The sequence below is a fragment of the Phocaeicola sp. genome (assembly GCF_057861905.1).
Genome location: NZ_DBMACV010000028.1, coordinates 1 through 22,953 on the forward strand (window position 1 = coordinate 1; position 22,953 = coordinate 22,953).

Annotated in this window: 21 protein-coding genes; 11 read left to right on the forward strand and 10 right to left on the reverse strand. The window is 42.6% G+C overall.

Translation table 11 applies throughout. The features are described from left to right. Positions 1-142: 142 nt before the first annotated feature. The 5 genes from ACZM60_RS07200 (at position 143) to ACZM60_RS07220 (ending at position 7,018) form a co-directional block, all read left to right on the forward strand. Positions 143-1,033 (forward strand): carbohydrate kinase family protein, encoded by an 891-nt coding sequence (locus ACZM60_RS07200; RefSeq protein ID WP_340319753.1) that lies wholly within the window; start codon positions 143-145, stop codon positions 1,031-1,033. Between the two features lie 92 nt (positions 1,034-1,125). Beyond that, positions 1,126-3,864 (forward strand): substrate-binding domain-containing protein, encoded by a 2,739-nt coding sequence (locus tag ACZM60_RS07205; protein ID WP_489521161.1) that lies wholly within the window; start codon positions 1,126-1,128, stop codon positions 3,862-3,864. A gap of 251 nt (positions 3,865-4,115) precedes the next feature. Continuing rightward, positions 4,116-4,844, forward strand: coding sequence for an iron-sulfur cluster repair di-iron protein (ric, locus tag ACZM60_RS07210; protein WP_021969867.1), 729 nt, complete (start codon positions 4,116-4,118; stop codon positions 4,842-4,844). A 284-nt stretch (positions 4,845-5,128) separates the two neighbouring features. Then, on the forward strand, positions 5,129-5,770 hold the full coding sequence (locus tag ACZM60_RS07215) for a DUF3256 family protein (RefSeq protein ID WP_489521162.1): 642 nt from the start codon (positions 5,129-5,131) through the stop codon (positions 5,768-5,770). A gap of 339 nt (positions 5,771-6,109) precedes the next feature. Continuing rightward, positions 6,110-7,018, forward strand: a complete 909-nt coding sequence (locus ACZM60_RS07220) for a peptidoglycan DD-metalloendopeptidase family protein (protein WP_489521163.1) — start codon at positions 6,110-6,112, stop codon at positions 7,016-7,018. A gap of 191 nt (positions 7,019-7,209) precedes the next feature. Here ACZM60_RS07220 and ACZM60_RS07225 read toward each other — a convergent pair whose 3' ends face one another. The 6 genes from ACZM60_RS07225 to argR form a co-directional block, all read right to left on the reverse strand. Further along, positions 7,210-8,337 (reverse strand): aspartate aminotransferase family protein, encoded by a 1,128-nt coding sequence (locus ACZM60_RS07225; RefSeq protein ID WP_489521164.1) that lies wholly within the window; start codon positions 8,335-8,337, stop codon positions 7,210-7,212. Between the two features lie 25 nt (positions 8,338-8,362). Beyond that, entirely contained in the window at positions 8,363-9,331 is a 969-nt protein-coding gene (argC, locus tag ACZM60_RS07230) for an N-acetyl-gamma-glutamyl-phosphate reductase (protein ID WP_021969872.1), read from the reverse strand. After that, positions 9,324-9,536: a PspC domain-containing protein gene (locus ACZM60_RS07235; RefSeq protein ID WP_340319749.1), complete on the reverse strand. Its 213-nt coding sequence runs from the start codon at positions 9,534-9,536 to the stop codon at positions 9,324-9,326. Before ACZM60_RS07235 ends, argC begins: the two co-directional genes overlap by 8 nt. A gap of 2 nt (positions 9,537-9,538) precedes the next feature. After that, positions 9,539-10,747 carry an argininosuccinate synthase gene (locus ACZM60_RS07240; RefSeq protein ID WP_021969873.1) on the reverse strand — a complete coding sequence of 403 codons (1,209 nt, stop codon included), beginning with the start codon at positions 10,745-10,747 and terminating at the stop codon, positions 9,539-9,541. A gap of 81 nt (positions 10,748-10,828) precedes the next feature. Beyond that, positions 10,829-11,395 carry a GNAT family N-acetyltransferase gene (locus ACZM60_RS07245; protein ID WP_021969874.1) on the reverse strand — a complete coding sequence of 189 codons (567 nt, stop codon included), beginning with the start codon at positions 11,393-11,395 and terminating at the stop codon, positions 10,829-10,831. A 14-nt stretch (positions 11,396-11,409) separates the two neighbouring features. After that, complete coding sequence (gene argR / locus ACZM60_RS07250) at positions 11,410-11,895, reverse strand: arginine repressor (protein ID WP_489521165.1); 486 nt, start codon at positions 11,893-11,895, stop codon at positions 11,410-11,412. Positions 11,896-12,083: 188 nt separating this feature from the next. On the opposite strand from argR, the gene ACZM60_RS07255 reads away from it, so the two are divergent. Continuing rightward, on the forward strand, positions 12,084-12,812 hold the full coding sequence (locus tag ACZM60_RS07255) for a class I SAM-dependent methyltransferase (RefSeq protein ID WP_489521166.1): 729 nt from the start codon (positions 12,084-12,086) through the stop codon (positions 12,810-12,812). A 154-nt stretch (positions 12,813-12,966) separates the two neighbouring features. Here the strand turns inward: ACZM60_RS07255 and ACZM60_RS07260 are convergent, their stop codons facing one another. Next, positions 12,967-13,749 carry a Cof-type HAD-IIB family hydrolase gene (locus ACZM60_RS07260; RefSeq protein ID WP_021969877.1) on the reverse strand — a complete coding sequence of 261 codons (783 nt, stop codon included), beginning with the start codon at positions 13,747-13,749 and terminating at the stop codon, positions 12,967-12,969. 167 nt (positions 13,750-13,916) lie between these two features. Here ACZM60_RS07260 and proB point away from each other — a divergent pair, with 167 nt between their 5' ends. Genes proB through ACZM60_RS07275 form a run of 3 tightly spaced genes read left to right on the forward strand, consistent with a single transcriptional unit; the run spans position 13,917 to position 17,285 of the window. Then, the gene (gene proB / locus ACZM60_RS07265; protein WP_418587228.1) at positions 13,917-14,999 is read left to right on the forward strand and encodes a glutamate 5-kinase; all 1,083 of its coding nucleotides are present in this window, start codon (positions 13,917-13,919) and stop codon (positions 14,997-14,999) included. Positions 15,000-15,029: 30 nt separating this feature from the next. Beyond that, a complete protein-coding gene (locus tag ACZM60_RS07270) occupies positions 15,030-15,587 on the forward strand; it encodes a helix-turn-helix domain-containing protein (RefSeq protein ID WP_340319745.1) in 558 nt (185 codons plus the stop codon). 39 nt (positions 15,588-15,626) lie between these two features. After that, on the forward strand, positions 15,627-17,285 hold the full coding sequence (locus ACZM60_RS07275) for an AMP-binding protein (RefSeq protein WP_021969880.1): 1,659 nt from the start codon (positions 15,627-15,629) through the stop codon (positions 17,283-17,285). Positions 17,286-17,670: 385 nt separating this feature from the next. Here ACZM60_RS07275 and ACZM60_RS07280 read toward each other — a convergent pair whose 3' ends face one another. Beyond that, entirely contained in the window at positions 17,671-17,922 is a 252-nt protein-coding gene (locus ACZM60_RS07280; protein ID WP_007571099.1) for a type B 50S ribosomal protein L31, read from the reverse strand. A 463-nt stretch (positions 17,923-18,385) separates the two neighbouring features. On the opposite strand from ACZM60_RS07280, the gene ACZM60_RS07285 reads away from it, so the two are divergent. Then, entirely contained in the window at positions 18,386-19,393 is a 1,008-nt protein-coding gene (locus tag ACZM60_RS07285) for a class II fructose-bisphosphate aldolase (RefSeq protein WP_340319744.1), read from the forward strand. Positions 19,394-19,613: 220 nt separating this feature from the next. Here ACZM60_RS07285 and ACZM60_RS07290 read toward each other — a convergent pair whose 3' ends face one another. After that, a complete protein-coding gene (locus tag ACZM60_RS07290) occupies positions 19,614-20,168 on the reverse strand; it encodes a DUF3332 domain-containing protein (RefSeq protein WP_021970763.1) in 555 nt (184 codons plus the stop codon). Positions 20,169-20,350: 182 nt separating this feature from the next. Between ACZM60_RS07290 and ACZM60_RS07295 the strand changes: the two genes are divergently transcribed. After that, the gene (locus ACZM60_RS07295; RefSeq protein WP_340319743.1) at positions 20,351-21,706 is read left to right on the forward strand and encodes an MFS transporter; all 1,356 of its coding nucleotides are present in this window, start codon (positions 20,351-20,353) and stop codon (positions 21,704-21,706) included. A 190-nt stretch (positions 21,707-21,896) separates the two neighbouring features. Here ACZM60_RS07295 and ACZM60_RS07300 read toward each other — a convergent pair whose 3' ends face one another. Then, positions 21,897-22,949 carry a DUF4831 family protein gene (locus ACZM60_RS07300; protein WP_489521167.1) on the reverse strand — a complete coding sequence of 351 codons (1,053 nt, stop codon included), beginning with the start codon at positions 22,947-22,949 and terminating at the stop codon, positions 21,897-21,899. Positions 22,950-22,953 lie beyond the last annotated feature (4 nt).

Sequence of the window (22,953 nt, forward strand, 5' to 3'; positions counted from 1 at the left end):
CTTTTCTTTAAAGTTACTGACTTTCAGGGACTTTTGCAAATATAATCTATTGATAATTAAATACTTAACAATAGAATTTTATTTTTTTGTCATCTACTAAATTTTTTATTATATGTTATTTACAAAGAAAAGAAACTATAATATGGAAAATACGATTGTCGTAGGAATGGGTGAAGCGCTATGGGATGTGCTTCCCGAAGGAAAGAAAATAGGTGGTGCCCCTGCTAATTTTGCTTATCATGTATCGCAGTTCGGACTGAACAGCCGGGTTGTTAGTGCTGTAGGTGACGACAAGCTTGGCATGGAGATTCTGGATAATTTCCGTGAGAAGAAATTGAATGCAATGGTAGAAATTGTACCTTATCCTACGGGTACGGTACAGGTAGAGCTTGATGATGAGGGAGTACCTTGTTATGATATAAAGGAAGGTGTAGCATGGGATAATATACCTTATACACCGGCACTTGAGGATTTGGCAAAGCATACTAAAGCTGTTTGCTTTGGTTCTCTGGCACAGCGTAGCGTAGTTTCGCGTGAAACGATAAATCGTTTCCTCGATGCTATGTCTACAGAAAATACGTTGAAGATATTCGACATTAATCTTCGTCAGGGATTCTATACCAAAGAAATACTTTGCAATTCTTTTAGAAAGTGCAATGTCTTGAAGATAAATGATGAAGAATTGGTTACCGTGAGCCGTATGTTCGGTTATCCTGGTATCGATCTTCAGGATAAATGTTGGATATTACTTGCCAAGTATAACTTGAAGATGCTGATTCTTACTTGTGGAGTAAATGGAAGTTATGTCTTTACCCCGGGAGATGTTTCTTTTGTTGAAACACCGAAAGTAGAAGTTGCCGATACGGTGGGAGCTGGTGATTCATTTACTGCCGCATTTGTTGCTTCTATTTTGAGCGGTCTGTCTATTGGTGAAGCGCATAAACTGGCTGTAGAAACTTCTGCTTATGTTTGTACGCAGAATGGAGCAATGCCTGTTTTGCCAGAGTCATTGAAAGAACGCGTTATTAAGTAACTCCTTTTTACCCTGCATATCCTTCACACGCTTTGTTGCCGGAAAGGCAAGGACAAAGCGTGTGAAGGTATCGTTATAAATATACATATACTATGAAACATTCTTTGTTTGCCCTGATTCTGCTATTTTCCCTGTTGCTTGTGGGATGTGCCCCGAGAGAGGTACGTTATGTGATTGGTGTATCGCAATGTAGTGATGATGAGTGGCGCGAACAAATGAATAAGGAACTCCGTCGTGAAGCGTTGTTTTATCCGGGCGTGGAAGTGGATATCCGCACGGCCAAAGATAACAATGCTCAGCAGATAGCCGATATAGAGGCACTTATCTCCCAGCATGTTGATTTGCTGATCGTTTCTCCTAATGAGGCTGAGGCTATTACTCCTATAATCGAAAAAGCATACGATAAAGGAATTCCGGTAGTATTGGTCGACCGGAAAATTTATTCGCGTAAATATACAGCTTATGTAGGGGCAGATAATTATGAAATAGGGCATCATGTCGGGCGTTACATAGCTGAACGTTTGCAGGGAAAAGGAAATCTGGTGGAAGTAACCGGATTGCGTGGCTCTACCTCAGCTTTGGAACGACATCGGGGATTAAAGGACGCTTTAAAGCAAACTCCGGGTATTAAGATTATTGCTTCGGCAGATGCTGCATGGCTTAAAGGAGCTGCTGAATCAGCTTTCGATACAATTCTTTTACGCTATCCTCATATTGACATGGTATTTGCGCATAACGACCGTATGGCAATAGGTGCATACGATGCTGCTGTAAAAAGAAACCGCCAGCATGATATGCTGTTTGTTGGGATAGATGCACTGGCCGGTGAAGGATATGGTGTGGAGCAGGTAGCCGATGGGCATCTGGATGCTACGTTCATTTATCCTACGGGAGGCGATAAAGTTATGGAGGTAGCGATGAATATTCTTCAAGGAAAAGAGTATACTCGTGAAACAAAGTTGTCGACAGCACTGGTCAATAAGGCGAATGCCCGTATCATGCAGATGCAGACTGCTCATATCAGTCAGTTGGATACTAAGATCGAAGTATTAGACAGGTTGCTGGATACGTATCTGATGCGCTATTCTTCTCAGAGGATGTTGCTGTATGCCTGCATCGTCATCCTGATCTTGGTAGCGATGTTACTCTTTTTTGTAGTACGTGCATTCTGGACGAAGAACCGGCTGAATGCTGAATTATCTGATCAGAAAAAGCGTCTGGAAGAGCAGCGTGACCAGTTGATAAGTCTTTCCAAGCAATTGGAAGAGGCTACCCATGCCAAACTGGCTTTCTTTACCAATGTTTCACATGATTTTCGTACTCCGCTCACTTTAATAGCCGATCCGGTCAATCAGTTGGCCGAGAGTAAGAATTTAGGAGAGAATGAACGCTTTCTTTTGAATATCATACAAAAGAATGTAACTGTTCTGCTTCGCCTTATCAATCAGATATTAGATTTCCGCAAGTTCGAAAACGGAAAGTTGGATATGACTTTATCTCGTTTCGACATTTCAGAAAATATCAAGGAGTGGACTGATGCATTCCGTACGTTGTCTTATCGTAAGCATATCCATTTTGCTGTATCTGTAGATTCCACAGACAAAGGCTATATGATGGTAGCCGATGCTGAAAAGATGGAGCGTATTACGTACAATCTGTTATCGAACGCATTTAAGTTTACTCCCGAAAATAGAACTATAGAAGTAAAGCTTTCCATATTCGATAAGGAGAATGTCCGTTGGTTGCGCTATCAGGTTTCTGATACAGGGATAGGAATGCCGGCAGAACATGTAAAGCATATTTTCGAAAGTTTTTATCAGATAGATGTTCATCATGCTGGATCTGGTATCGGATTGGCATTGGTAAAGGCTTTCGTCGAGATGCACGGCGGTACGATTTCGGTAGATAGCAGGAAAGGTAAGGGCACTGTATTTACTATAGAGATGCCGGCCGAACAGCAAGGAGTTCCCGCTGAACATGTAGAAAAGAATGTAATACTAAAAAATTTAAAGGAAGGAGCTGTTGTATCTGCCGATCAGAAAACAATACAGAGCGTACCTGAAGTTGTGGAACGAGATGATAGAGAAACGGTTTTGGTTATCGATGATAATCAAGATGTACGCGATTATGTAAAAGTGCTTCTTCGCGATAATTATACTGTGATAGAGGCGTCCAATGGGCAGGAAGGTGTACAGCAGGCTATGAAGTATGTACCCGATGCGATTATTTGTGACGTAATGATGTCTGTGATGGATGGTATGGAGTGCTGTCGCAGGTTGAAGTCGGAAGTGCAGACTTCCCACATTCCGGTTATGATGTTGACTGCCTATACCATGGATGAACAGAAAGTGAAAGGATATGAATGCGGGGCCGATTCATATATATTGAAGCCTTTCAGCGCTCGTTTGCTGCTGGTTCGTCTGCGTAATCTGATTGATAATCGCCGTCGTCTGCAAAGTTTCTTTGCCGATAAAACTTCGCTCCATAAAGAACCGATTGCCGACTTGGATAAAGGCTTTGTCGAACAACTGCGGTCGCTGATTGAAGAACAGTTAGGTAACTCCGAATTAAGTGTGGAGGACTTGGGCGATAAGATCGGAATGAGTCGTGTTCAGTTGTATAGAAAAGCCAAGGCACTGACAGGTTATTCTCCGAATGAACTGCTTCGCATAGCCCGTCTGAAGAAAGCAGCTTCATTACTTGCTTCTACCGAAAAAACAATTGCCGAAATTACGTATGAAGTTGGTTTCAGTTCGCCTTCTTATTTTACGAAATGTTATAAAGACTATTTTGGCGAAAGCCCTACTGACTTCTTGAAACGGAAAGGATAATTTCCGCCGATGAATGGAAGAAAACGTCAGCGGGTATTAAAAAAATGTCCCGACGTTTTCTTCAGTTTCCCGCGAGAGTTTTTGAAGCCTTTTTTTGAATTCTTAAAGCAGAATCTTTGTGCTTGTAGTTACAGGTCTTTCTGTCTGTATTAAAGCGTTTAACTTTCATTATAGGTTCGTGTCACCTATGTGACAAAGTTTGTTGAGTATGAAGCATACCTTTGCACCCGTAATCAATAAAGGATATAAATATGAAAGCAACAGACTGGAAATATACAAGTGTAGGAAATATTGTTGCCGAGGATTTTGCTGCGGCTAAAGTATTTAAGAAATATGGCATTGATTTTTGCTGCCACGGAGAAACAACTTTGGATAAAGCATGTACCGATCTTGGATTGTCTGCCGAAGAGGTGATACAGGCACTTGAACGTCAGGAAGCTGATGGAGGAGGCCGTATTCCTTTTGCTTCGTGGCCGCTCGATTTGCTGATGGACTATATCTTGAAGATACACCATCGCGGTATCCGTGCACGAGGACCTGAATTGTTGTCTTTGTTGGAGAAAGTAGAACGGGTACATGGCGAGGCACATCCGGAACTACATGAACTGAAGGCATTGGTTACTGAATCGTTGCAGGATCTGGAAATGCACTTGCAGAAAGAAGAAAATGTTTTGTTCCCTTATTTATACGATTTATATGCTGCTCAAGAAAAAGGACAGCGTATGGAGCCGATGCATTGTGGTACGATAGCCAATCCTATCCGTGTAATGAAGATGGAACATGAAGGAGAAGGTAACCGTTATCTGCATATCATTAAACTGACCGGACATTTTTCTGTCCCGCAAGATGGCTGTGCCAGCTACCGTTTGTTAATGCAGGAACTGGAAGCTTTCGTAGATGCTCTGTTCGAACATATACATTTGGAGAATAATTTGCTGTTCCCTCGTTTTGAAGAGATCGAACGTAAAATTGTATATTGATGGTAGGACAGGGGATTCTCATGGATATGATAACCTGTCGAGTGAAAGATATTCAATTTATGAGCCACCTGTTAGAGGGTGGCTTTTTTATTTTTCCCTTGCGGCTTATTCTCGTCGTAATCTTGTTGAAGCAAACGATAAACTGATAGATAGCTCTTTAGAATATCTTGGCTGGTAGTAACAAAAAGCAGGATATTTATTTCAATATATACTATTTAAGTACTACTTTTGCAGGCAATGAGTACTTTTAGTGACTTCAAAATCACATAAAAACGAAATATTTTATGAAAAAGATATTGTTTGTAGTCGGAGTGTTACTTTGTTGTTTAAGTATACAGGCACAAGACATGAAATCATTGTTCATTGCTTTGCCCGATTCACTTTCACCTATGCTGACGAAAGTAAACAGAGAGGACTTCGGAGATTTCCTGGCCAGTAACATGAAAGCAGAAGTAAAAAACCGTTTTGGAAATACTTCGGAGATGCTGAAGCTGACAGATAATTACCTGAAACTGAAAATCAGTAAGGTAAGTATGGCTGAAATGAAATTGCTTCCGCTGAATGATTCGGTGAAAGTAATTTGTGTAGTACATACATTCGAGGGACCGACAAGCGATAGCAGTATTTCATTTTATGATACATCGTGGAAGCGACTTCCGGCAGATAAATTTCTTACTTTGCCGGTAGAAGATGCTTTTTATAAGACACCGGCTTCGGAGGTTCAGGCCGATTCATTGAAGAATTTGCGTGCGCGGGCAGATATGTTCCTGCTTAAAGCAGATTTATCGGAAACAGATAATACTTTATCGTTTACTTATGCTACTCCCGATTATTTGGATAAGGAAACCGCTGAGGAGATAAAGCCCTATCTGGTACAGGAGCCCTTGAAATATATCTGGAAAGAAGGACACTTTGTACGTCTTTAATCTCCTCGGAAGAATATAAATTACTCTTATCATACGAAGAATGCATGAAGATATGATTTACAGCCAATTGTTGTTTTATTGTAACACCTGTATGTTTAATAACATGTATTCGAAATAAATAAATGCTTTTCGTATGAAAATACATAAAAAATTGTTAACTACGCTCTGTTTTTTAGTGGGAAAATGCTATATTTGAAACGATTTTTTGAAACCTCAGTGTCAGAAAAAGACATTTTTAATGTAGATTTGTTTTGAACCGGCAGTTGTACCGAAGCGAGAATATAGATAGAGAGTCGAAAAATTACTTGCAGGTACAGGCTGAAAAATAGTATAAACGTAATGATTTTAAAATGTATTAGAACAGTCGCAGTAGCAGCCTTGGCTTTAGTCTGTATAAATGTATCCGGACAGGATTTGTTGGCTCGCCAGGCTCCAATCGACAGAAAATTAAAAGCAGTAGATTCTTTGGCATTGATTCGCCAGATAAAAGCAGAACAGGCAGTTTATCCTGCTTATAGTCTTTATCCCAACTGGAACAACGATCGTGTTCACGCTTATGGTAACATTGTACAGGTTCCAGATAGTTTCCGTATCGATTTGACGGGGTTCTGCATGCCAACTTCTCATACGATAATTACTTCTAAGTGCGGTCCGCGTTGGCGTCGTATGCACAATGGACTTGATATCAAGGTATATATCGGCGATACTATCCGTGCGGCCTTTGACGGTAAAGTGCGTATGGTAAAATATGAACGTCGTGGTTACGGTAAATATGTAGTTATACGTCATGATAACGGACTGGAAACCATTTACGGTCACCTCTCGAAACAGATTGTTAAGGAGAATGAGTATGTGAAAGCAGGAGATCCTATTGGATTGGGTGGTAATACCGGACGTTCTACTGGTTCACATTTGCACTTCGAAACTCGTTTTTTGGGCGAGGTCATCAATCCGGAATTTATGTTTGATTTCCCCAAACAAGATATTGTAGCAGATAGTTATTTGTTCATTCGCGGAGCTAACCGCTATGAATATCAGCGTTCACGAGCTATGTCGGCTGTAAAGAGTGGCAAGTCGGGAGCAGCAGATGCTGAGAAGTCCGCAATTCGTTATCACAAGATTCGTAAGGGTGATACATTAGGACGTATTTCTCGTTTGTATCATGTTTCTATCGATCGCTTGTGTCAGATAAACGGTATCAAGCGTACCACAACCTTACGTATTGGTCAGGTACTGAGATGTTCTTAATGTAATGTAAATTGTAGAGGATTCTTGGATAAAAGCGAAGGAGAGTGTATTCTACCTTTCCTGCTGAAAAAGTGTCATATTAGTGAGTAGATATGACGCTTTTTTTTGTGCCTTGTATAACAAAATAGCCATATCAATCCTCGTTTAGAGTTATGATATGGCTATTGTATCTTATATGTGTTGAGTTGTCTTTATTTGGTCAGAACGTTGTTCAGACGGCTCAGGAACTCATCAGCTTCGGTCATGCTTAAGCAGAGAGGAGGAAGCAGACGGATAACATTGGTACCGCTTACGCCGGTAAATACTTTCTGTTCGAACAACAGGCGCTGGCGTAATTCTTTTATAGGTTCGGCAAATTCCATTCCAATCATTAGTCCAAGTCCACGAACTTCTTTGATTTGTGGGAATTTTTTCAACTCCTCAATCAGGTGACTACCTACGTGTGCTGCGTTTTCTATCAGATTCTCTTCTTTCATTACATCGAGGACAGCAATAGCAGCTGCACAGGCAAGATGATTTCCTCCGAATGTAGTACCCAGTTGTCCGTATACCGGAGTAAATTTAGGACTGATAAGTACACCTGCCATTGGGAAACCGTTTCCGATACCTTTGGCTACGGTGATAAGATCGGGGCGTATGCCTGCGTACTGATGTGCAAAGAATTTTCCGCTTCGTCCGTATCCTGACTGGATTTCGTCGAGTATCAGTACGGTATTGTTTTCGTCGCATGCCTCACGTAGAGCCTGCATAAACTCATTGGTAGGCAACTGGATGCCACCTACTCCTTGAATACCTTCGATGATGACGGCACATACATCGCCTTTGGCAAGTTCGGCCTTCATACTGTCGGTATCGTTGAGCGGGAGATAAGTTACATGTCCGTTATCGTTGATAGGAGCAATGATTTTAGGATTGTTTGTTACTTCTACAGCCAGCGAAGTACGTCCATGGAAAGCCTTGGCAAATGAAATGACACGGGTACGTCCGTTATAAAAAGATGCGAGCTTCAGTGCGTTCTCGTTTGCTTCAGCTCCCGAGTTGATAAGAAAGAGCTGATAATCGTCGTAACCACACATTGCGCCCAAACGGTCGGCAACTTCCTGCTGCAATTTGTTGATGACTGAGTTCGAATAGAATCCCAGTTTGGCTACTTGTTTGCTGATTGCTTCTACGTAGTGCGGATGAGCATGGCCGATGGATATTACAGCATGTCCTCCGTAAAGGTCAAGATATTCCTGGCCTTTATCGTCCCACACGTGGCAACCTTTTCCCTGTACGATGTTTACGTCGAACAAGGGATATACGTCGAATAGTTTCATGGCTTGTTTAAATTGTTTTTATCACTTAGAAAGCACTGGGCTTCAACATCAAGCCCGTAGTTTCTTCTAAGTTGAACATCAGGTTCATATTATGTACAGCTTGTCCGCTTGCACCTTTCAGCAGATTATCGATACAAGAAACAATGAGCAGCTTATCACCGTGTTTTTCCAGGTGGATAAGACACTTGTTGGTATTGACTACTTGTTTCAAATCGATATTCTTTTCTACAATGTGAGTAAATGAATCCTCAGCATAATAGTCTTTATACATCTTGACAATTTCATCCAGCTCCACTTTGGTCTTTACGACGATGGTGGCAAAAATTCCCCGGGCAAAATCACCACGGTACGGGATAAAGTCAATTTCAGAATTGAAACTGTTCTGAAGCTGTTTCAGAGATTGTTTGATTTCGGGAACATGCTGATGAGTAAACGGTTTGTAAATGCTCATATTGTTGTTACGCCAGCTGAAATGTGAAGTCGCTCCCGGTTTAACTCCGGCTCCTGTACTTCCGGTGATGGCATTTACCATGACATCATCATTCAGCATAAGGTGTTTGGCCAACGGAAGTAATCCAAGCTGGATACATGTAGCAAAGCATCCCGGATTGGCCACATGCTTGCTCTGGCAAATTACCCGGCGGTTCAGTTCTGGAAGACCGTATACGAAATCATGGCTTTCGTCCTTGATACGGTAATCCATCGAGAGGTCGATGATTTTCACATTTTCGGGGATGTCGTGGCTTTCTATGAATTTCTTGGTGTCACCGTGTGCTGTACAGAAGAATATGACGTCGACTGTATCGAGCGGTAATTCATCTGTAAATACCAGATCGGTTTCGCCGTACAATCCTTCGTGTACGTCGGTAATCTTATTGCCGGCGTTGCTGGAGCTGTTTATGAATTTTATTTCTACATCAGGGTGGTTGATGAGCAGGCGAATCAGTTCGCCTGCCGTATATCCAGCCCCTCCTATAATTCCTACTTTAATCATGAAAATAATGGTTGTTTTCTTGTGGAATAATAATCCACATTAATATATAAATAGGTATACCTGCAAATGCAGTAAAAAAAGTCAGTATCACGTATACGATGCGGATGATAGATACATCAAGACCGAAGAAGTTCGCCAGTCCTGCACATACTCCGCTTATCATTCTTCCCGTACGTGGACGTCTGAGCTTTTGGTTACCAGACATAATCAGATATTCTCCTCGTCTTTATGGTTTGCATAATAAGCACGCAGCGGAGTAGAGAGTACCTTGATGAAGCCTTTAGCATCTTCGGCAGTCCATCCTTTCTGCATTTCACCATATTCACCGAATTTATTCTTAACCAGATCGTCTTTTGAATCGACGCCTACGGTAGAGAAGCAATACGGACGAAGTTCGAGAATAGCTGTACCGTTTACATTACGCTGTGATTCCTGAAGCATAGCTTCGATGTCGCGCATTACCGGTTCCAGATACTGGCTTTCGTGCAGGAACATGCCATACCAGTTGGCTACCTGATCTTTCCAGTACTGCTGCCATTTGCTCAATGTATATTTTTCGAGGAACTTGTGTGCACCGATAATCAGCATAGGAGCGGCGGCTTCGAAGCCTACACGTCCCTTGATACCGATGATGGTATCGCCTACGTGCATGTCACGTCCGATACCGTAAGCTGCTCCGATTTCTTCTACTTTCTGAATAGCTTTGATTTTATCTTCGAACACTTCACCGTTGACAGCATACAATTCTCCTTTTTTGAATTCCAGCTTGAGCTGTTCACTGCCCGTTTTTGTTACCTGTTTCAGGTATGCGCTTTCTGGTAATCCCTGAGTTGAATCCAGAATTTCACCTCCACAGATAGAAGTTCCCCATATACCTACATTATATGAATATTTCAGTTTGGTAAAATCAGCCTCAAAGCCATGTTCTTTCAGATAATTGATTTCATAATCACGGCTCAGTGCCATATCGCGGGTAAGCGTAATGATTTCAACTCCCGGAGCCATTACCAGGAAAGTCATATCGAAGCGAACCTGGTCATTGCCTGCACCTGTAGAACCGTGGGCAATGGCATGTGCTCCGATTTCATTGGCATAACGTGCAATGGCAAGTGCCTGGAAGATACGTTCCGAGCTTACAGAAATAGGATAAGTACCGTTACGCAATACGTTTCCGAAAATCATGTATTTCAAACTCTTTGCATAATATTCCTGAGTAACGTCGAGTGTAACATATTTGGTGGCTCCCAACTTATAGGCATTTTCCTCGTTCTGCTTCAACTGTTCGGGGCTGAATCCGCCTGTGTTGGCACAAGCCGCATATACTTCATAACCTTTTTCCTTTGCCAGATACATGACTGTAAATGAGGTGTCCAGCCCGCCGCTGAACGCAACGACTACTTTTTTCTTTTCTTCCATAAGGCTTTTATTTAGTGAAAAACGATGGCTGAAAAATGAGGCATCTTTTTCTGTATTAATATTCTTGTTGATTGATTGAATTTAAAAATTATTTATTTTGTCGTCTGTGTGCAATGCCGGATCGTAAAGCATGGCTGTGCAGATACAGAACTTACGCTTTTTGGCAACCAGAATTTCGTGGTTGATACAACCCTCACATCCTTTCCAGAACGATTCATCATCGGTCAGCTCATTGAAAGTGACAGGTACATATCCTAATTCTGTATTCATTTTCATTACGGCAGCTCCCGAAGTCAGACTGAAAATCTTTGCTTTCGGCCAGCGCAGACGTGCCAGTGTAAATGACGCATGCTTGATACGTTTGGCAAGTCCGCATCCGCGATATTTAGGATGTACAATAAGTCCGGAGGTTGCTACATACTGTTTATTCCCCCATGATTCGATGTAAGTGAATCCTGCAAATTCGTTACCACACAAAGCGATGATAGCTTTACCTTCTTTCATCTTTGTCGCTACATATTCGTGCGTACGTTCTGCGATACCTGTGCCGCGCACTTTAGCTGCTTCACGGATTGTATCTAATATTGTGTCAACGTATACCTCGTGTGAGGCGTCGGCTACCATAACATCAATTTGTTTAGTATCCATTTTCTTTCTGTATCTTATTTTATTAGGTTTATATTCGGTATTACATGTGCCAGTGCTTGTTTTACGCTGGTGCGGGTACAGCCTTCACGGACAATGAGCATGATTGTGTCGTCGCCAGCAATGGTTCCGATGATTTCGTGGAAGTGATTGTTGTCGATGTCGTATGCCAGACTGCTGGCATATCCTGGTCTTGTCTTGATGACTGCAATATTTTCGGAGAATTCTATAGACACAAATCCCGGTTGACGGAGCATCTCAGAGGTTGTGTGGGGTTCGGTCATACGCTTGTACATGGTATTGTTGGGCAATACGTATACATAATTTCCGTTCATGCTGGCAGCCTTGGCAACTTTCAGTTGTTTCAAGTCGCGTGAAAGTGTTGCTTGTGTCAGTTGGAAACCTTCCTTTGCCAGCTCCTGAAGAAGCTCTTCCTGGCTTCCTATCTCCTTGCTTGAGATAATCATCTTAATGGAATCAAGTCGGCTGTTCTTACTTTTCATTGTGTATAATTATTCTTTAATAGGCTGCAAATATACAGATAATATTGAAATAATATACAGAAAAACGTATTTTTTTCTTGTTTTATTCTCGATTTATACAAACGGGATGAATAAATAATCATTGTTATGCAGTTTAAACCTCTTTTTGTATCTTTGCCGGTATATATAATAATGAATAATTCACTGATATGGATATAAATTTATTGCCGGAAGAAAAGGACCCAATGGGGGCTGCTATTTATGATTTTCTCAAACTGGGTAAGGCTGGACGCTTGCGGGTGTTTTCCTCGCAGTTTGATGAAGATGAGATTCCCGTAACGGAATTGTTTCGTACCTACAAGGATATGCCCCGTCAGGAACAGGTAGCCTTGCAACTGGCGAAGGGCCGGATTCTGGATGTGGGAGCGGGAAGTGGCTGCCATTCGCTGGCTCTAAAGGAGTTGGGAAAGGACAGTCTTGCTATTGATATATCGCCGCTGTCGGTCAAGGCTATGCAGGAACGGGGAGTAAAGGCGTTGCATGTCAATGTATTCGATGAACATTTTACCGGACAGTTTGATACGATTCTTATGCTGATGAATGGTTTGGGTATTATCGGCAAATTGAAAAATATGCCCGATTTTTGTCTGCGGATGAAGCAATTGCTTGCTCCTGGAGGGTGCATTTTGTTAGATTCCAGCGATTTGCGTTACCTGTACGAAGATGAAGACGGCAGCTATGTGCTCGATCTGGCTGCTGATTATTATGGAGAAGTTGACTTCCGGATGCAGTACAAGCAGATAAAAGGAGATACATTCGACTGGTTGTATATCGATTTTGATACTCTTTCTGCTTATGTGTCGCAATACGGATTTCATGCCGAAATCGTAGCGGAAGGTGAACACTACGATTATCTGGCAAAACTCTGGATTGATTGATATTGGTCTTTTTTCAGAGATGTCGATTGCCCCGACCTGAATGATGCTGTTAAGGACAGTTGTCGGGGCAATCGATATTTGCTGAAAGGTAAGTATTGTTCTGCGAAATGCCGGCAAGACAAAACGTCCGGCTGTTATTCTTTCACTTCAGTTCTTATAAGATATTGAAATGCTTCAGGGCATTCATGATACCGTCTTCGTCTACCGAAGTTGTTACATAATTGGCAGCTGCCTGTACTTCAGGAGAAGCATTGCCCATAGCCACTCCCAGTCCTACGTGACTCAGCATGGGGACGTCATTACCTCCGTCGCCAAACGCCATCGTGTCTTTCAGGTCGATACCATAATAATCCAGTACATGGTCTATTCCTTTGCTTTTGCTGTTGCCGCGTGCGATAATATCGGCGAAGAGTGGATACCAGCGCATCGGTTCGCAATGTGTCAGTACCTTGCGGAATACTTCCAGTTCATCGTCCTCTTTAAAATATCCCATAATCTGTAAGATTTCCTTGTTGCGCGCTTCTTCTATAGGACGTACGGGAGGAATATTTATTTCAATCAGTTGAGCTACTTCCTTTACTGCCTCGTTTACATTGGTAATGAACCATTCGTCGTCGTGTACAAAGACGAAAGGTGTTTCCGGATGCTCGTGATGATAACCGATGAGGCGCTCAATATCGTCTTCCGGTATATTCCCCTTGTAAATATCCTGATGGGTGGAAGTGAAACAGTGTGCGCCGTTCAGGGTAATGAACCCGTCGAACGGTAAATGTCCTACAGCTTCCATCATCAGTACTTTGGGGCGTCCTGTTGCAATGAATACCTTGATACCTTTTTCACGCAATTGTTTCAGTGCGTCTTGTGTAGACTGAGGAATAGCATGTGTATTGAATGATACCAGTGTGCCGTCGATATCGAAGAAGATAGCTTTGACCATATGTAGTAAGGTGTTAAATTTTTGTCACGCAAAGGTACTGATTTTCCCCTGAATTTGGATTGATGTGTATCAATAAGTAACAATTTTATATTTTATTCATGCAGTTCGCTTGCTTTACGAAGTAAAAAGTTATATTTGCCATGCGAAAAAAAGAAACAGACGTTATTATGGCATATCAGTTTACAAAGATAGCAGTAAAGGTAGGAAGTAACGTACTTACCCGCCGGGACGGAACGCTGGACGTAACGCGTGTGTCGGCACTGGTTGATCAGATAGCCGAACTGCATAAGGCAGGAGTAGAGGTTGTGCTAATTTCTTCGGGAGCCGTTGCTTCGGGGCGCAGTGAGATAAAAGTGTCGCGAAAGCTCGACAGTGTTGAACAGCGTCAGTTGTATTCGGCCGTGGGACAGGCAAAACTGATAAACCGATATTACGAACTGTTTCGTGAACATGGCATTGCCGTAGGGCAAGTACTGACAACAAAGGAGAGTTTTGCTACCCGTCGTCATTATCTGAACCAGCGTAACTGTATGCGGGTGATGCTGGAAACTGGGGTGATTCCTATCGTAAACGAAAATGATACAATTTCCGTTACTGAACTGATGTTTACCGATAATGATGAGCTTTCGGGCATGATTGCTTCAATGCTTGATGTGCAGGCACTGATAATCCTGAGTAATATTGATGGTATTTACAATGGTTCGCCTTCGCAGCCGGGTACATCGGTCATACGGGAGGTGGAACATGGAAAGGATTTGTCCGACTATATTCAGACCGAGAAGTCGGGCTTTGGCAGGGGAGGTATGCTTACCAAGACGACTATAGCCCGCAAAGTGGCCGATGAAGGCATTACTGTTATTATTGCCAACGGGAAAAAGGAAAATATTTTACTCGATTTGTTGCAGCATCCCGATGAAACGGTCTGTACGCGTTTTGTTCCTTCTTCCGAAGCTGTGTCGAGTGTCAAGAAGTGGATTGCTCACAGCGAAGGATTTGCCAAAGGAGAATTGCACCTGAACGACCAGGCTGTCAAGGCTGTGAAAGGCAAAAAGGCTGTCAGTATACTTCCGGTGGGAGTGACGGCCATCGAAGGAGAGTTTGAAAAAGACGATATCGTAAAGATAATGGATGCACGGGGACGCCAGATTGGAGTGGGACGTATCGGAGTCGACTCTGCTGAGGCGCGCGAAATGCTGGGCATGCACGGGCAGCGTCCGCTGGTGCATTACGATTACCTGTACCTTGACTAATCTGAAAATCATTTTTAAAGCATAATAAATATGGATGAACAAATTAAGCAGATAGCCGAACGCTTGAAAGGTTTGCGCGACGCTTTAGACTTGAGTGTGGAGGAAGTGGCTGCCGACTGTAACTTTGCGGTGGAAGAATATCGTGCCCTTGAGTCGGGTGAGTGTGATTTCTCCGTGAGCGTATTGCAGCGGATAGCACGTAAGTACGGCATTACGCTGGATGAACTGATGTTTGGTGAAGAGCCAAAGATGAAATCTTATTTTCTTACTCGCCGTGGAACAGGTGTTTCTGTAGAGCGAACCAAAGCATATAAATACCAGTCGCTTGCTTCTGGCTTCAAGGGACGTAAGGCTGATCCGTTTGTAGTAACGGTAGAACCGAAACCGGAAGGTACTCCGGTATACTTCAATACTCATGAAGGACAGGAGTTTAATCTGGTGATAGAAGGACGTATGCTGCTGAACATCAACGGCAAGGAGCTTATCCTGAATCCGGGGGACAGCCTTTATTTCGATTCGAGTAAGCCACATGGCATGCTGGCACTCGATGGAAAGACCGTGAAGTTTCTGGCTGTCGTTATGCAATAAACAATACAAACCAACTACTAAAAACAATCGATATAATATATGTTAGAACGATTTTTGGAACAAACAAGCTTTACCTCGCAAGAGGACTTTATAAAGCATTTCAAGATAAAAGTCCCCGAAAACTTTAATTTCGGTTACGATGTAGTGGATGCCTGGGCAGCAGAGCGTCCGGAAAAGAATGCCTTGCTTTGGACAAACGACAAAGGAGAACATATTCAGTTTACTTATGCCGATCTGAAGAAATATACCGATATGACGGCTTCTTATTTTCAAAGCCTCGGTATAGGTCATGGTGATAAGGTCATGCTGATTCTGAAGCGCCGTTATGAATTCTGGTTCTCCATTCTGGCTTTGCATAAAATTGGCGCTATTGTTATTCCTGCTACTCATTTGCTGACAAAAAAAGATATCGTTTACCGCTGCAAGGCTGCTACTATCAAGATGATTGTGGCTGCGGGTGAAGAAGTTATTACCAAGCATATACTGGATGCAATGCCTGAATCTCCCAGCGTAGAGAAGCTGGTCAGCGTAGGACCGGATTATCCGGAAGGTTTTGAGGACTTCCACAAGGGTATTGAAAGTGCTGCTCCTTTTGTGCGTCCGGAACATGTGAATACGAATGACGACATCATGCTGATGTATTTTACTTCGGGTACTACCGGAGAACCTAAGATGGTGGCACACGACTTTACTTATCCGCTGGGACATATTGCGACGGGATGTTTCTGGCATAATCTGCATGAAGATAGTCTTCACCTTACGATTGCCGATACCGGATGGGGTAAGGCTGTATGGGGAAAACTTTATGGTCAGATGATTGCCGGGGCTAATATTTTTGTATACGATCATGAAAAGTTTACGCCTGCCGATATCTTGCAGAAGATTCACGATTATCATATTACTTCTTTGTGTGCGCCTCCTACCATCTACCGTTTCTTGATTCGTGAGGACTTGAGCAAGTTCGACCTGTCTTCGTTGGAATATTGTACTACTGCCGGCGAGGCTTTGAACTATTCGGTTTATGAAACATTCAAGAAAATTACAGGCATCCGTCTGATGGAAGGATTCGGACAGACAGAAACAGCTCTTACTCTTGCTACTTTCCCGTGGATGGATCCCAAACCGGGCAGCATGGGAGTGCCCAATCCGCAGTACGATATCGATTTGCTGACTCCCGACGGTCGTTCGGCCGAGGATGGTGAGCAGGGGCAAATAGTTGTCCGTACCGATAAGGGCAAGCCGCTGGGATTGTTTAAGGAATATTATCGTGATCCGGAACTGACGCGTGAAGCATGGCACGACGGAGTATATTATACAGGAGATGTGGCATGGCGCGATGAAGACGGATACTACTGGTTTGTAGGTCGTGCCGATGATGTAATCAAGAGCTCGGGTTACCGTATCGGCCCGTTTGAAGTAGAAAGTGCTTTGATGACTCATCCGGCTGTTGTTGAGTGCGCCATAACCGGTGTGCCCGATGAAATACGTGGTCAGGTGGTAAAGGCTACTATTGTTCTGGCAAAGGATTACAAGCAGAAAGCCGGTCCGGAACTGATAAAAGAATTGCAGGATCATGTAAAGCGTGTGACTGCTCCTTACAAATATCCGCGCGTCATCGAGTTTGTCGACGAGCTTCCAAAGACTATCAGCGGAAAGATTCGCCGTGTGGAAATACGTGCAAAAGATACTGCAAAGTAAGGCTTTCTGAAAAGTTCTTGCTGATATTGTTGAGGCATTGCTGGGAGAGGGTAGAATCTCTCGTGGCAATGCCTTCTTTTTTTGTACAAAAAAGATTATTTTTTGTACAAATTTTCGGAAAACGTCAAGACGTTTTTATACTGTTCTCGGGAAGCATGTAATAAAAGGTCGGGAAAGATTTATGAACAGCTATTACCTTGCAGGGAAGACTATGCCGGAGCGTAAAAGACGGAGGCGGATAAAGGCGGAAGAGAAGAAAACGGCTGTTGCGGACGGCACGGCATTCTGACCGAATGCCGGAAGAAAAGGAAGAGAGGGAATAAAATAAAATCGGGCGTTTCCCACGTGAAAGAAACGCCCGATTCTATATATCGGCAAGTAATAATTACTTCTTGATACGGTTGTAACGGCTCATGAACTTATCAACACGTCCTGCAGTGTCTACCAATTTAGATTTACCTGTGTAGAACGGGTGAGAGCTACTAGAGATTTCCAACTTAACACAAGGATAAGTTTCGCCTTCGAATTCTACTGTGTCTTTAGTTGCACAAGTTGAACGTGACAAGAACATGTCACCGTTTGACATGTCTTTAAATACTACCGGACGGTAGTTTTCAGGATGAATGCCTTTTTTCATTTCAGTATATACTTTTATTGTTATTATTTGCTATATGTGGTAACACTGCAAAACAAGTGTGTAATGGTCTGTTTCGGGTTGCAAAGATACTGCTTTTCTTTGAAATAGAAAATGATTTGTGCAATTTTTTATATAAAGAACTGTCGGATGTAATCCGAGGCAGGGAGCTTTTTCGGAAGATATGTCGTTTTTCATATATTATAAGGTGTAAAAATGCTTTCTTGTACGGCCTGTAATGATGAAAACAGAGGCTTGTTTTAACTTTTTGAAAGGACGGATACGGCAGTTATATTTGTAACATACACTTTGCATACTAAGGTGTTTTTAGGCAAAATCGAAATGATTTAAGTCAAAATGTGCATGGTTGAAACACTTTTTTTATCGGCGGAAGAAAAGAGTTGTGACATTTCTTCTTAAATTTGCGTATGGAATTTAATCACTAACAATTATAAAATTTACAACAATGGTTAATTACAAAGAATTAGGCTTGGTAAACACTAGAGATATGTTTGCCAGAGCAATCAAAGGTGGATACGCTATCCCTGCATTCAACTTCAATAATATGGAACAGTTGCAGGCTATCATCAAAGCAGCTGTAGAAACAAAATCTCCGGTTATTCTTCAGGTATCTAAAGGTGCTCGTAACTATGCAAACCAGACTTTGCTGCGTTACATGGCAGAAGGTGCTGTAGAATATGCTAAGGAATTGGGCTGCGCTCATCCTGAAATCGTATTGCACCTCGACCACGGAGATTCTTTCGAACTCTGCAAATCTTGCATCGACATGGGATTCTCTTCAGTTATGATCGACGGTTCTCACCTGCCTTACGAAGAAAACGTAGCTTTGACTAAGAAGGTAGTTGACTATGCACATCAGTTCGACGTAACAGTTGAAGGTGAACTTGGTGTATTGGCTGGTGTAGAAGATGAAGTTTCTGCAGAACACCACACTTACACTAACCCTGAAGAAGTAATCGACTTCGCTACTCGTACAGGTTGCGATTCATTGGCTATCTCAATCGGTACTTCTCACGGTGCTTACAAGTTCAAACCGGAACAGTGCCACGTTGATCCGGCTACAGGTCGTCTGGTTCCTCCTCCATTGGAATTCGCTGTTCTGGACGCTGTAATGCAGAAACTTCCTGGATTCCCTATCGTTCTTCACGGATCTTCTTCAGTTCCTCAGGAAGAAGTTGATACTATCAACAAATACGGAGGTAAACTGGAAGCAGCTATCGGTATTCCTGAAGATCAGTTGCGTAAGGCTGCCAAATCTGCAGTTTGCAAGATCAACATCGACTCAGACTCTCGTCTGGCTATGACTGCTGCTATCCGTAAAGTATTCGCTGAAAAACCAGCTGAATTCGATCCACGTAAATATCTGGGCCCGGCTCGTGATAACATGGAAAAACTTTACAAGCACAAAATCATCAACGTATTGGGCTCAGACGGTAAGTTGGCTCAGTGCTAATGACAGGTAGATAATAAAGACTTTATACACCTTAATTATAATAGTGAAGCAGCTTCTCCGTGGTGGAGAGGCTGCTTTTTTTATTGAATTTGTTTGCCGACTTGCTGTGTACCGCTACCGGACAGGGAAGACACTGCTGTATAAAAGAAAATGTGCCGGAATTTATTCTATAAAATTCCAGCACATTTCTCTGTGTGTATGTGTGTTTTCGATTGATTGCTTATTTTGCAGCGAAGAATAACGAACCGTTTTGTGTGGCACGTGCTGTAGACAGTCCCATCATGTCGGGGGTAACAGTCATCGGAGTACCATCTTTCTGTTTGAATGTAATGGTTCCGTCTTCGTTCATGGTTATCAGTTCGAATGTCTGTCCTTCGGCTACCGCATTCCATGTGCGGTTTTCTTTATTGTATACTAAATCCAGAGGTTTGTCTTCTTCTCCTTTTTTAATAATGGTGTAACCGTCGGCGTTGGTACGTACAAGGTATTCACCATTTTCACCTTGGATTGTTTTTTCTGTACCTACTTGTGCAATGGGGTTTGAACCCGACCAGAATTCGATGGAGTTCAGTACTACGATGTCGGCTATGTAAGCAACTTCGTATACCGGTACGATATGAAATGCCAAAAATACGATTTCGTTTACAAATTTATTGCCTAATCCTTGATTCCAGTCTTTAAGCTTGCTCCAAAGTCCGAATGAACCGATGCAAGAGGAAAATAGAAGACTTCCGCTCATTACGGCGCAAAGAACTGTAACTTTTGTTTTTCTCATGGTTGATTCTTTTTATTGATGGAATGAAATTGATTATAGAACTTTGCACGCGTTTTACCTTAAATGTGTGTTACGTTCTGTTACAAAGTTAGAACATATTTTGAAAAATGAAATAGAAACGATGAAAAAAAACGTATCTTTGTCGCATTTTTAAGGAATATATAAAAATAAATAAAAAATAGATGAAAGAACAGAATCTCAAAAGACTGAATGATTCCCGGGCTATCCGCTGGGGAGCATTGGCTATCGTTGCTTTCACAATGATGGCTGCGTATTACGTAAATGATGTTGTTGCACCGTTGAAGACGATGCTTGAAACCGATTTGAAGTGGGATAGTAGTGAGTTTGGACTCTTTACGGGGGCATACAGCTTTCTGAATGTTTTCTTCCTGATGTTGATATGGGGTGGACTGATACTTGACCGTTTTGGTATTCGCTTTACCGGAAAACTGGCTACTATACTGATGGTGCTGGGTACAGGAGTAGAATATTATGCCATGACTGGCATGGCAGATGCTACCGGTACGATATTGGGATATAAGGTAAGTGTATTCGTGGCATCGGCTGGTTACTCTGTCTTTGGCGTGGGAGCAGAAGTTGCGGGTATCACCGTTACCAAGATGATTGCAAAATGGTTCCGTGGAAAGGAAATGGCTACAGCAATGGGCGTTCAGGTTGCGCTGGCTCGTGTGGGTTCGCAGGCTGCCTATGCAGTGGCTATCCCGATGGCGCGTGCTTACGATATTACAACTCCGGTACTGGTCGGACTGGTATGTCTGGTAGGTGGTTTGATTGCTTTCTTTGCATTTTCTGTATTGGATAAGAAGCTGGACCGCCAGATTGAGGCTGAAGTGGACAATTCTCCGGAAGAAAAATTCTCGTTCAAGGATGTTGCCAAAATTCTTTCTAATCCGGGTTTCTGGTTGATTGCCTTGCTTTGCGTATTGTTCTATTCATGTGTATTCCCGTTCCAGAAGTTTGCTTCCGAATTGATGATCAGTAAATATGGCATCGATGAAAGTGTTGCCGGATTCTTTGCCGGACTTCCTGCTTTGGGCGCTTTGTTCCTTACTCCGGTATTCGGTGGAATGGTCGATAAACGTGGTAAGGCTGCTTCTATCATGATGCTGGGTGCTGCCATGCTGATTGGGGTACATTGTATTTATGCACTGCCTTTTGTTACCAGTTCTTTGGTAGCCATCGTGCTGATGATTATACTGGGTGTTGCTTTTTCGCTGGTACCTTCTGCCATGTGGCCTTCGGTTGCCAAGATATTCCCTGCTCATCAGTTGGGCACTGCTTATGCATTGATTTTCTTTATTCAGAATATCGGACTGTGGGGTATACCTACTTTGATTGGTGTTGTGCTGGATAAATATTGTATTGTAGGAAAGGTAAATGGTGCGAATCTATACGATTATACGTTGCCGATGTGCATCTTTACAGGTCTTGCAGTGCTGTCATTGATAATCGCCTTTGCGCTGAAAGTAGCCGACAAGAAGTTCGGATACAAACTGGAAGAGGCTAACATCAAATAATTGCTTTTGGATTATAAGCAGGAAACGGACTGTTCCTGAAAAAATGATTGATAAAATACCTCTGCAGGTGGACTTCTGCGGAGGTGTTTTTTTTATGTGTAAGGCTTTATCGCAGAGAAAAAAAGTAATGGGGCTGTACCGAGGATTAATTGACGGTGCAGCCCCATGACTTTTTTTAGTATAATTGGAATCAGTCTTTTTCTATCTTCAGAATTGCTCCAGTTGCCGGATTGAATACAACGCGTGTATTGATTTTCTTATTGAACAGGTCATTAACCAATACTTCAGTTGAACCGAATTGGGTAACGGGCAAATCGTTTTCGAAATATTTCTTTCCCTGATAGCTTACAGAAACATGTCCTTTTCCTGGAATGTTGTAGATGGCTCCTTCGGTTTTTTTCTTTTTCTTACCGTCGTCGGTTGCGGCTGGCAGCGGAACTGTGCTGTTAATACTGATATATATCGGGTCACCTGCCAGATTATCGGTAGACAAAGCTCCCAGTAAGCGAGAAAAACGTAAGACGATTTTATCTTTTACATTGTCTTCTGGAGTGACACGGACTGTAAATACCTTGTCTTCACGGTCGGTTGTTCCGGCAAACATTTGCGTCAGTGCCTTTTCCTGCTTGTCGAGATTGTCGATAATCAGTTTCAAGGATGCTCCGTCTTTAGGCATCGTGTCAGCTTGTCCACGCAGAATCAAGTTCTTGCTTTCGCGTATATTGTAGATTTCCTTAGCTGTAAGTTCCGCCATCTTTGCCGTAGAACCTGCCATCAGAATTTCCTCTGTCATGTACTTGCGTGTACTTTCGTGAGGAAGAGGCTTTTCCAGTTCGTAGTCTTGCTTTTGTTCGTACTCTTTCGGGAACGTAGTGTTTATGGCTTTGGCAATGCCGTCTTCAGTCAGTTCGATGTTAGACAGTACACTTTTGTCCTTCAGTTTAATGATATATGCCTGAGTGGAATCGGGTACTCCGGCCGAACGAACATCAATTTGTTTAATTTCCCAGTACGTTTCAGGCTGGGGATTTACGTTGTTCATGCGCAGGTAACGATTGGCATACTGGCATAACTCTCCCGGCTGGTAGGTGATGCGTGTAGCAATAATGTTGACTTCCAGTGCAGTCTTAGGCAGGAAGTATACGATTCCTTCATCACTGCCCGGAGTGTATATGTTTATGTCTTGTGCTGCGATATGTGCTGAACATGCCAACAACCCCAATGCAATAATCGTTCTGTTCATAATA

Excerpts from the sequence above, each read along its gene's own strand:
- ACZM60_RS07275 (WP_021969880.1), top strand. The coding sequence starts at position 15,627 with ATGTTAGAACGATTTTTGGAACAAACAAGCTTTACCTCGCAAGAGGAC.
- ACZM60_RS07220 (WP_489521163.1), top strand. The coding sequence starts at position 6,110 with ATGATTTTAAAATGTATTAGAACAGTCGCAGTAGCAGCCTTGGCTTTA.
- argR (WP_489521165.1), bottom strand. The coding sequence starts at position 11,895 with ATGAAAAGTAAGAACAGCCGACTTGATTCCATTAAGATGATTATCTCA.
- ACZM60_RS07200 (WP_340319753.1), top strand. The coding sequence starts at position 143 with ATGGAAAATACGATTGTCGTAGGAATGGGTGAAGCGCTATGGGATGTG.
- ACZM60_RS07280 (WP_007571099.1), bottom strand. The coding sequence starts at position 17,922 with ATGAAAAAAGGCATTCATCCTGAAAACTACCGTCCGGTAGTATTTAAA.
- ACZM60_RS07240 (WP_021969873.1), bottom strand. The coding sequence starts at position 10,747 with ATGGAAGAAAAGAAAAAAGTAGTCGTTGCGTTCAGCGGCGGGCTGGAC.
- ACZM60_RS07215 (WP_489521162.1), top strand. The coding sequence starts at position 5,129 with ATGAAAAAGATATTGTTTGTAGTCGGAGTGTTACTTTGTTGTTTAAGT.
- ACZM60_RS07270 (WP_340319745.1), top strand. The coding sequence starts at position 15,030 with ATGGATGAACAAATTAAGCAGATAGCCGAACGCTTGAAAGGTTTGCGC.
- ACZM60_RS07245 (WP_021969874.1), bottom strand. The coding sequence starts at position 11,395 with ATGGATACTAAACAAATTGATGTTATGGTAGCCGACGCCTCACACGAG.
- ACZM60_RS07235 (WP_340319749.1), bottom strand. The coding sequence starts at position 9,536 with ATGTCTGGTAACCAAAAGCTCAGACGTCCACGTACGGGAAGAATGATA.
- ACZM60_RS07295 (WP_340319743.1), top strand. The coding sequence starts at position 20,351 with ATGAAAGAACAGAATCTCAAAAGACTGAATGATTCCCGGGCTATCCGC.
- proB (WP_418587228.1), top strand. The coding sequence starts at position 13,917 with ATGGCATATCAGTTTACAAAGATAGCAGTAAAGGTAGGAAGTAACGTA.
- argC (WP_021969872.1), bottom strand. The coding sequence starts at position 9,331 with ATGATTAAAGTAGGAATTATAGGAGGGGCTGGATATACGGCAGGCGAA.
- ACZM60_RS07255 (WP_489521166.1), top strand. The coding sequence starts at position 12,084 with ATGGATATAAATTTATTGCCGGAAGAAAAGGACCCAATGGGGGCTGCT.
- ACZM60_RS07260 (WP_021969877.1), bottom strand. The coding sequence starts at position 13,749 with ATGGTCAAAGCTATCTTCTTCGATATCGACGGCACACTGGTATCATTC.
- ACZM60_RS07205 (WP_489521161.1), top strand. The coding sequence starts at position 1,126 with ATGAAACATTCTTTGTTTGCCCTGATTCTGCTATTTTCCCTGTTGCTT.
- ACZM60_RS07285 (WP_340319744.1), top strand. The coding sequence starts at position 18,386 with ATGGTTAATTACAAAGAATTAGGCTTGGTAAACACTAGAGATATGTTT.
- ACZM60_RS07300 (WP_489521167.1), bottom strand. The coding sequence starts at position 22,949 with ATGAACAGAACGATTATTGCATTGGGGTTGTTGGCATGTTCAGCACAT.
- ACZM60_RS07290 (WP_021970763.1), bottom strand. The coding sequence starts at position 20,168 with ATGAGAAAAACAAAAGTTACAGTTCTTTGCGCCGTAATGAGCGGAAGT.
- ric (WP_021969867.1), top strand. The coding sequence starts at position 4,116 with ATGAAAGCAACAGACTGGAAATATACAAGTGTAGGAAATATTGTTGCC.
- ACZM60_RS07225 (WP_489521164.1), bottom strand. The coding sequence starts at position 8,337 with ATGAAACTATTCGACGTATATCCCTTGTTCGACGTAAACATCGTACAG.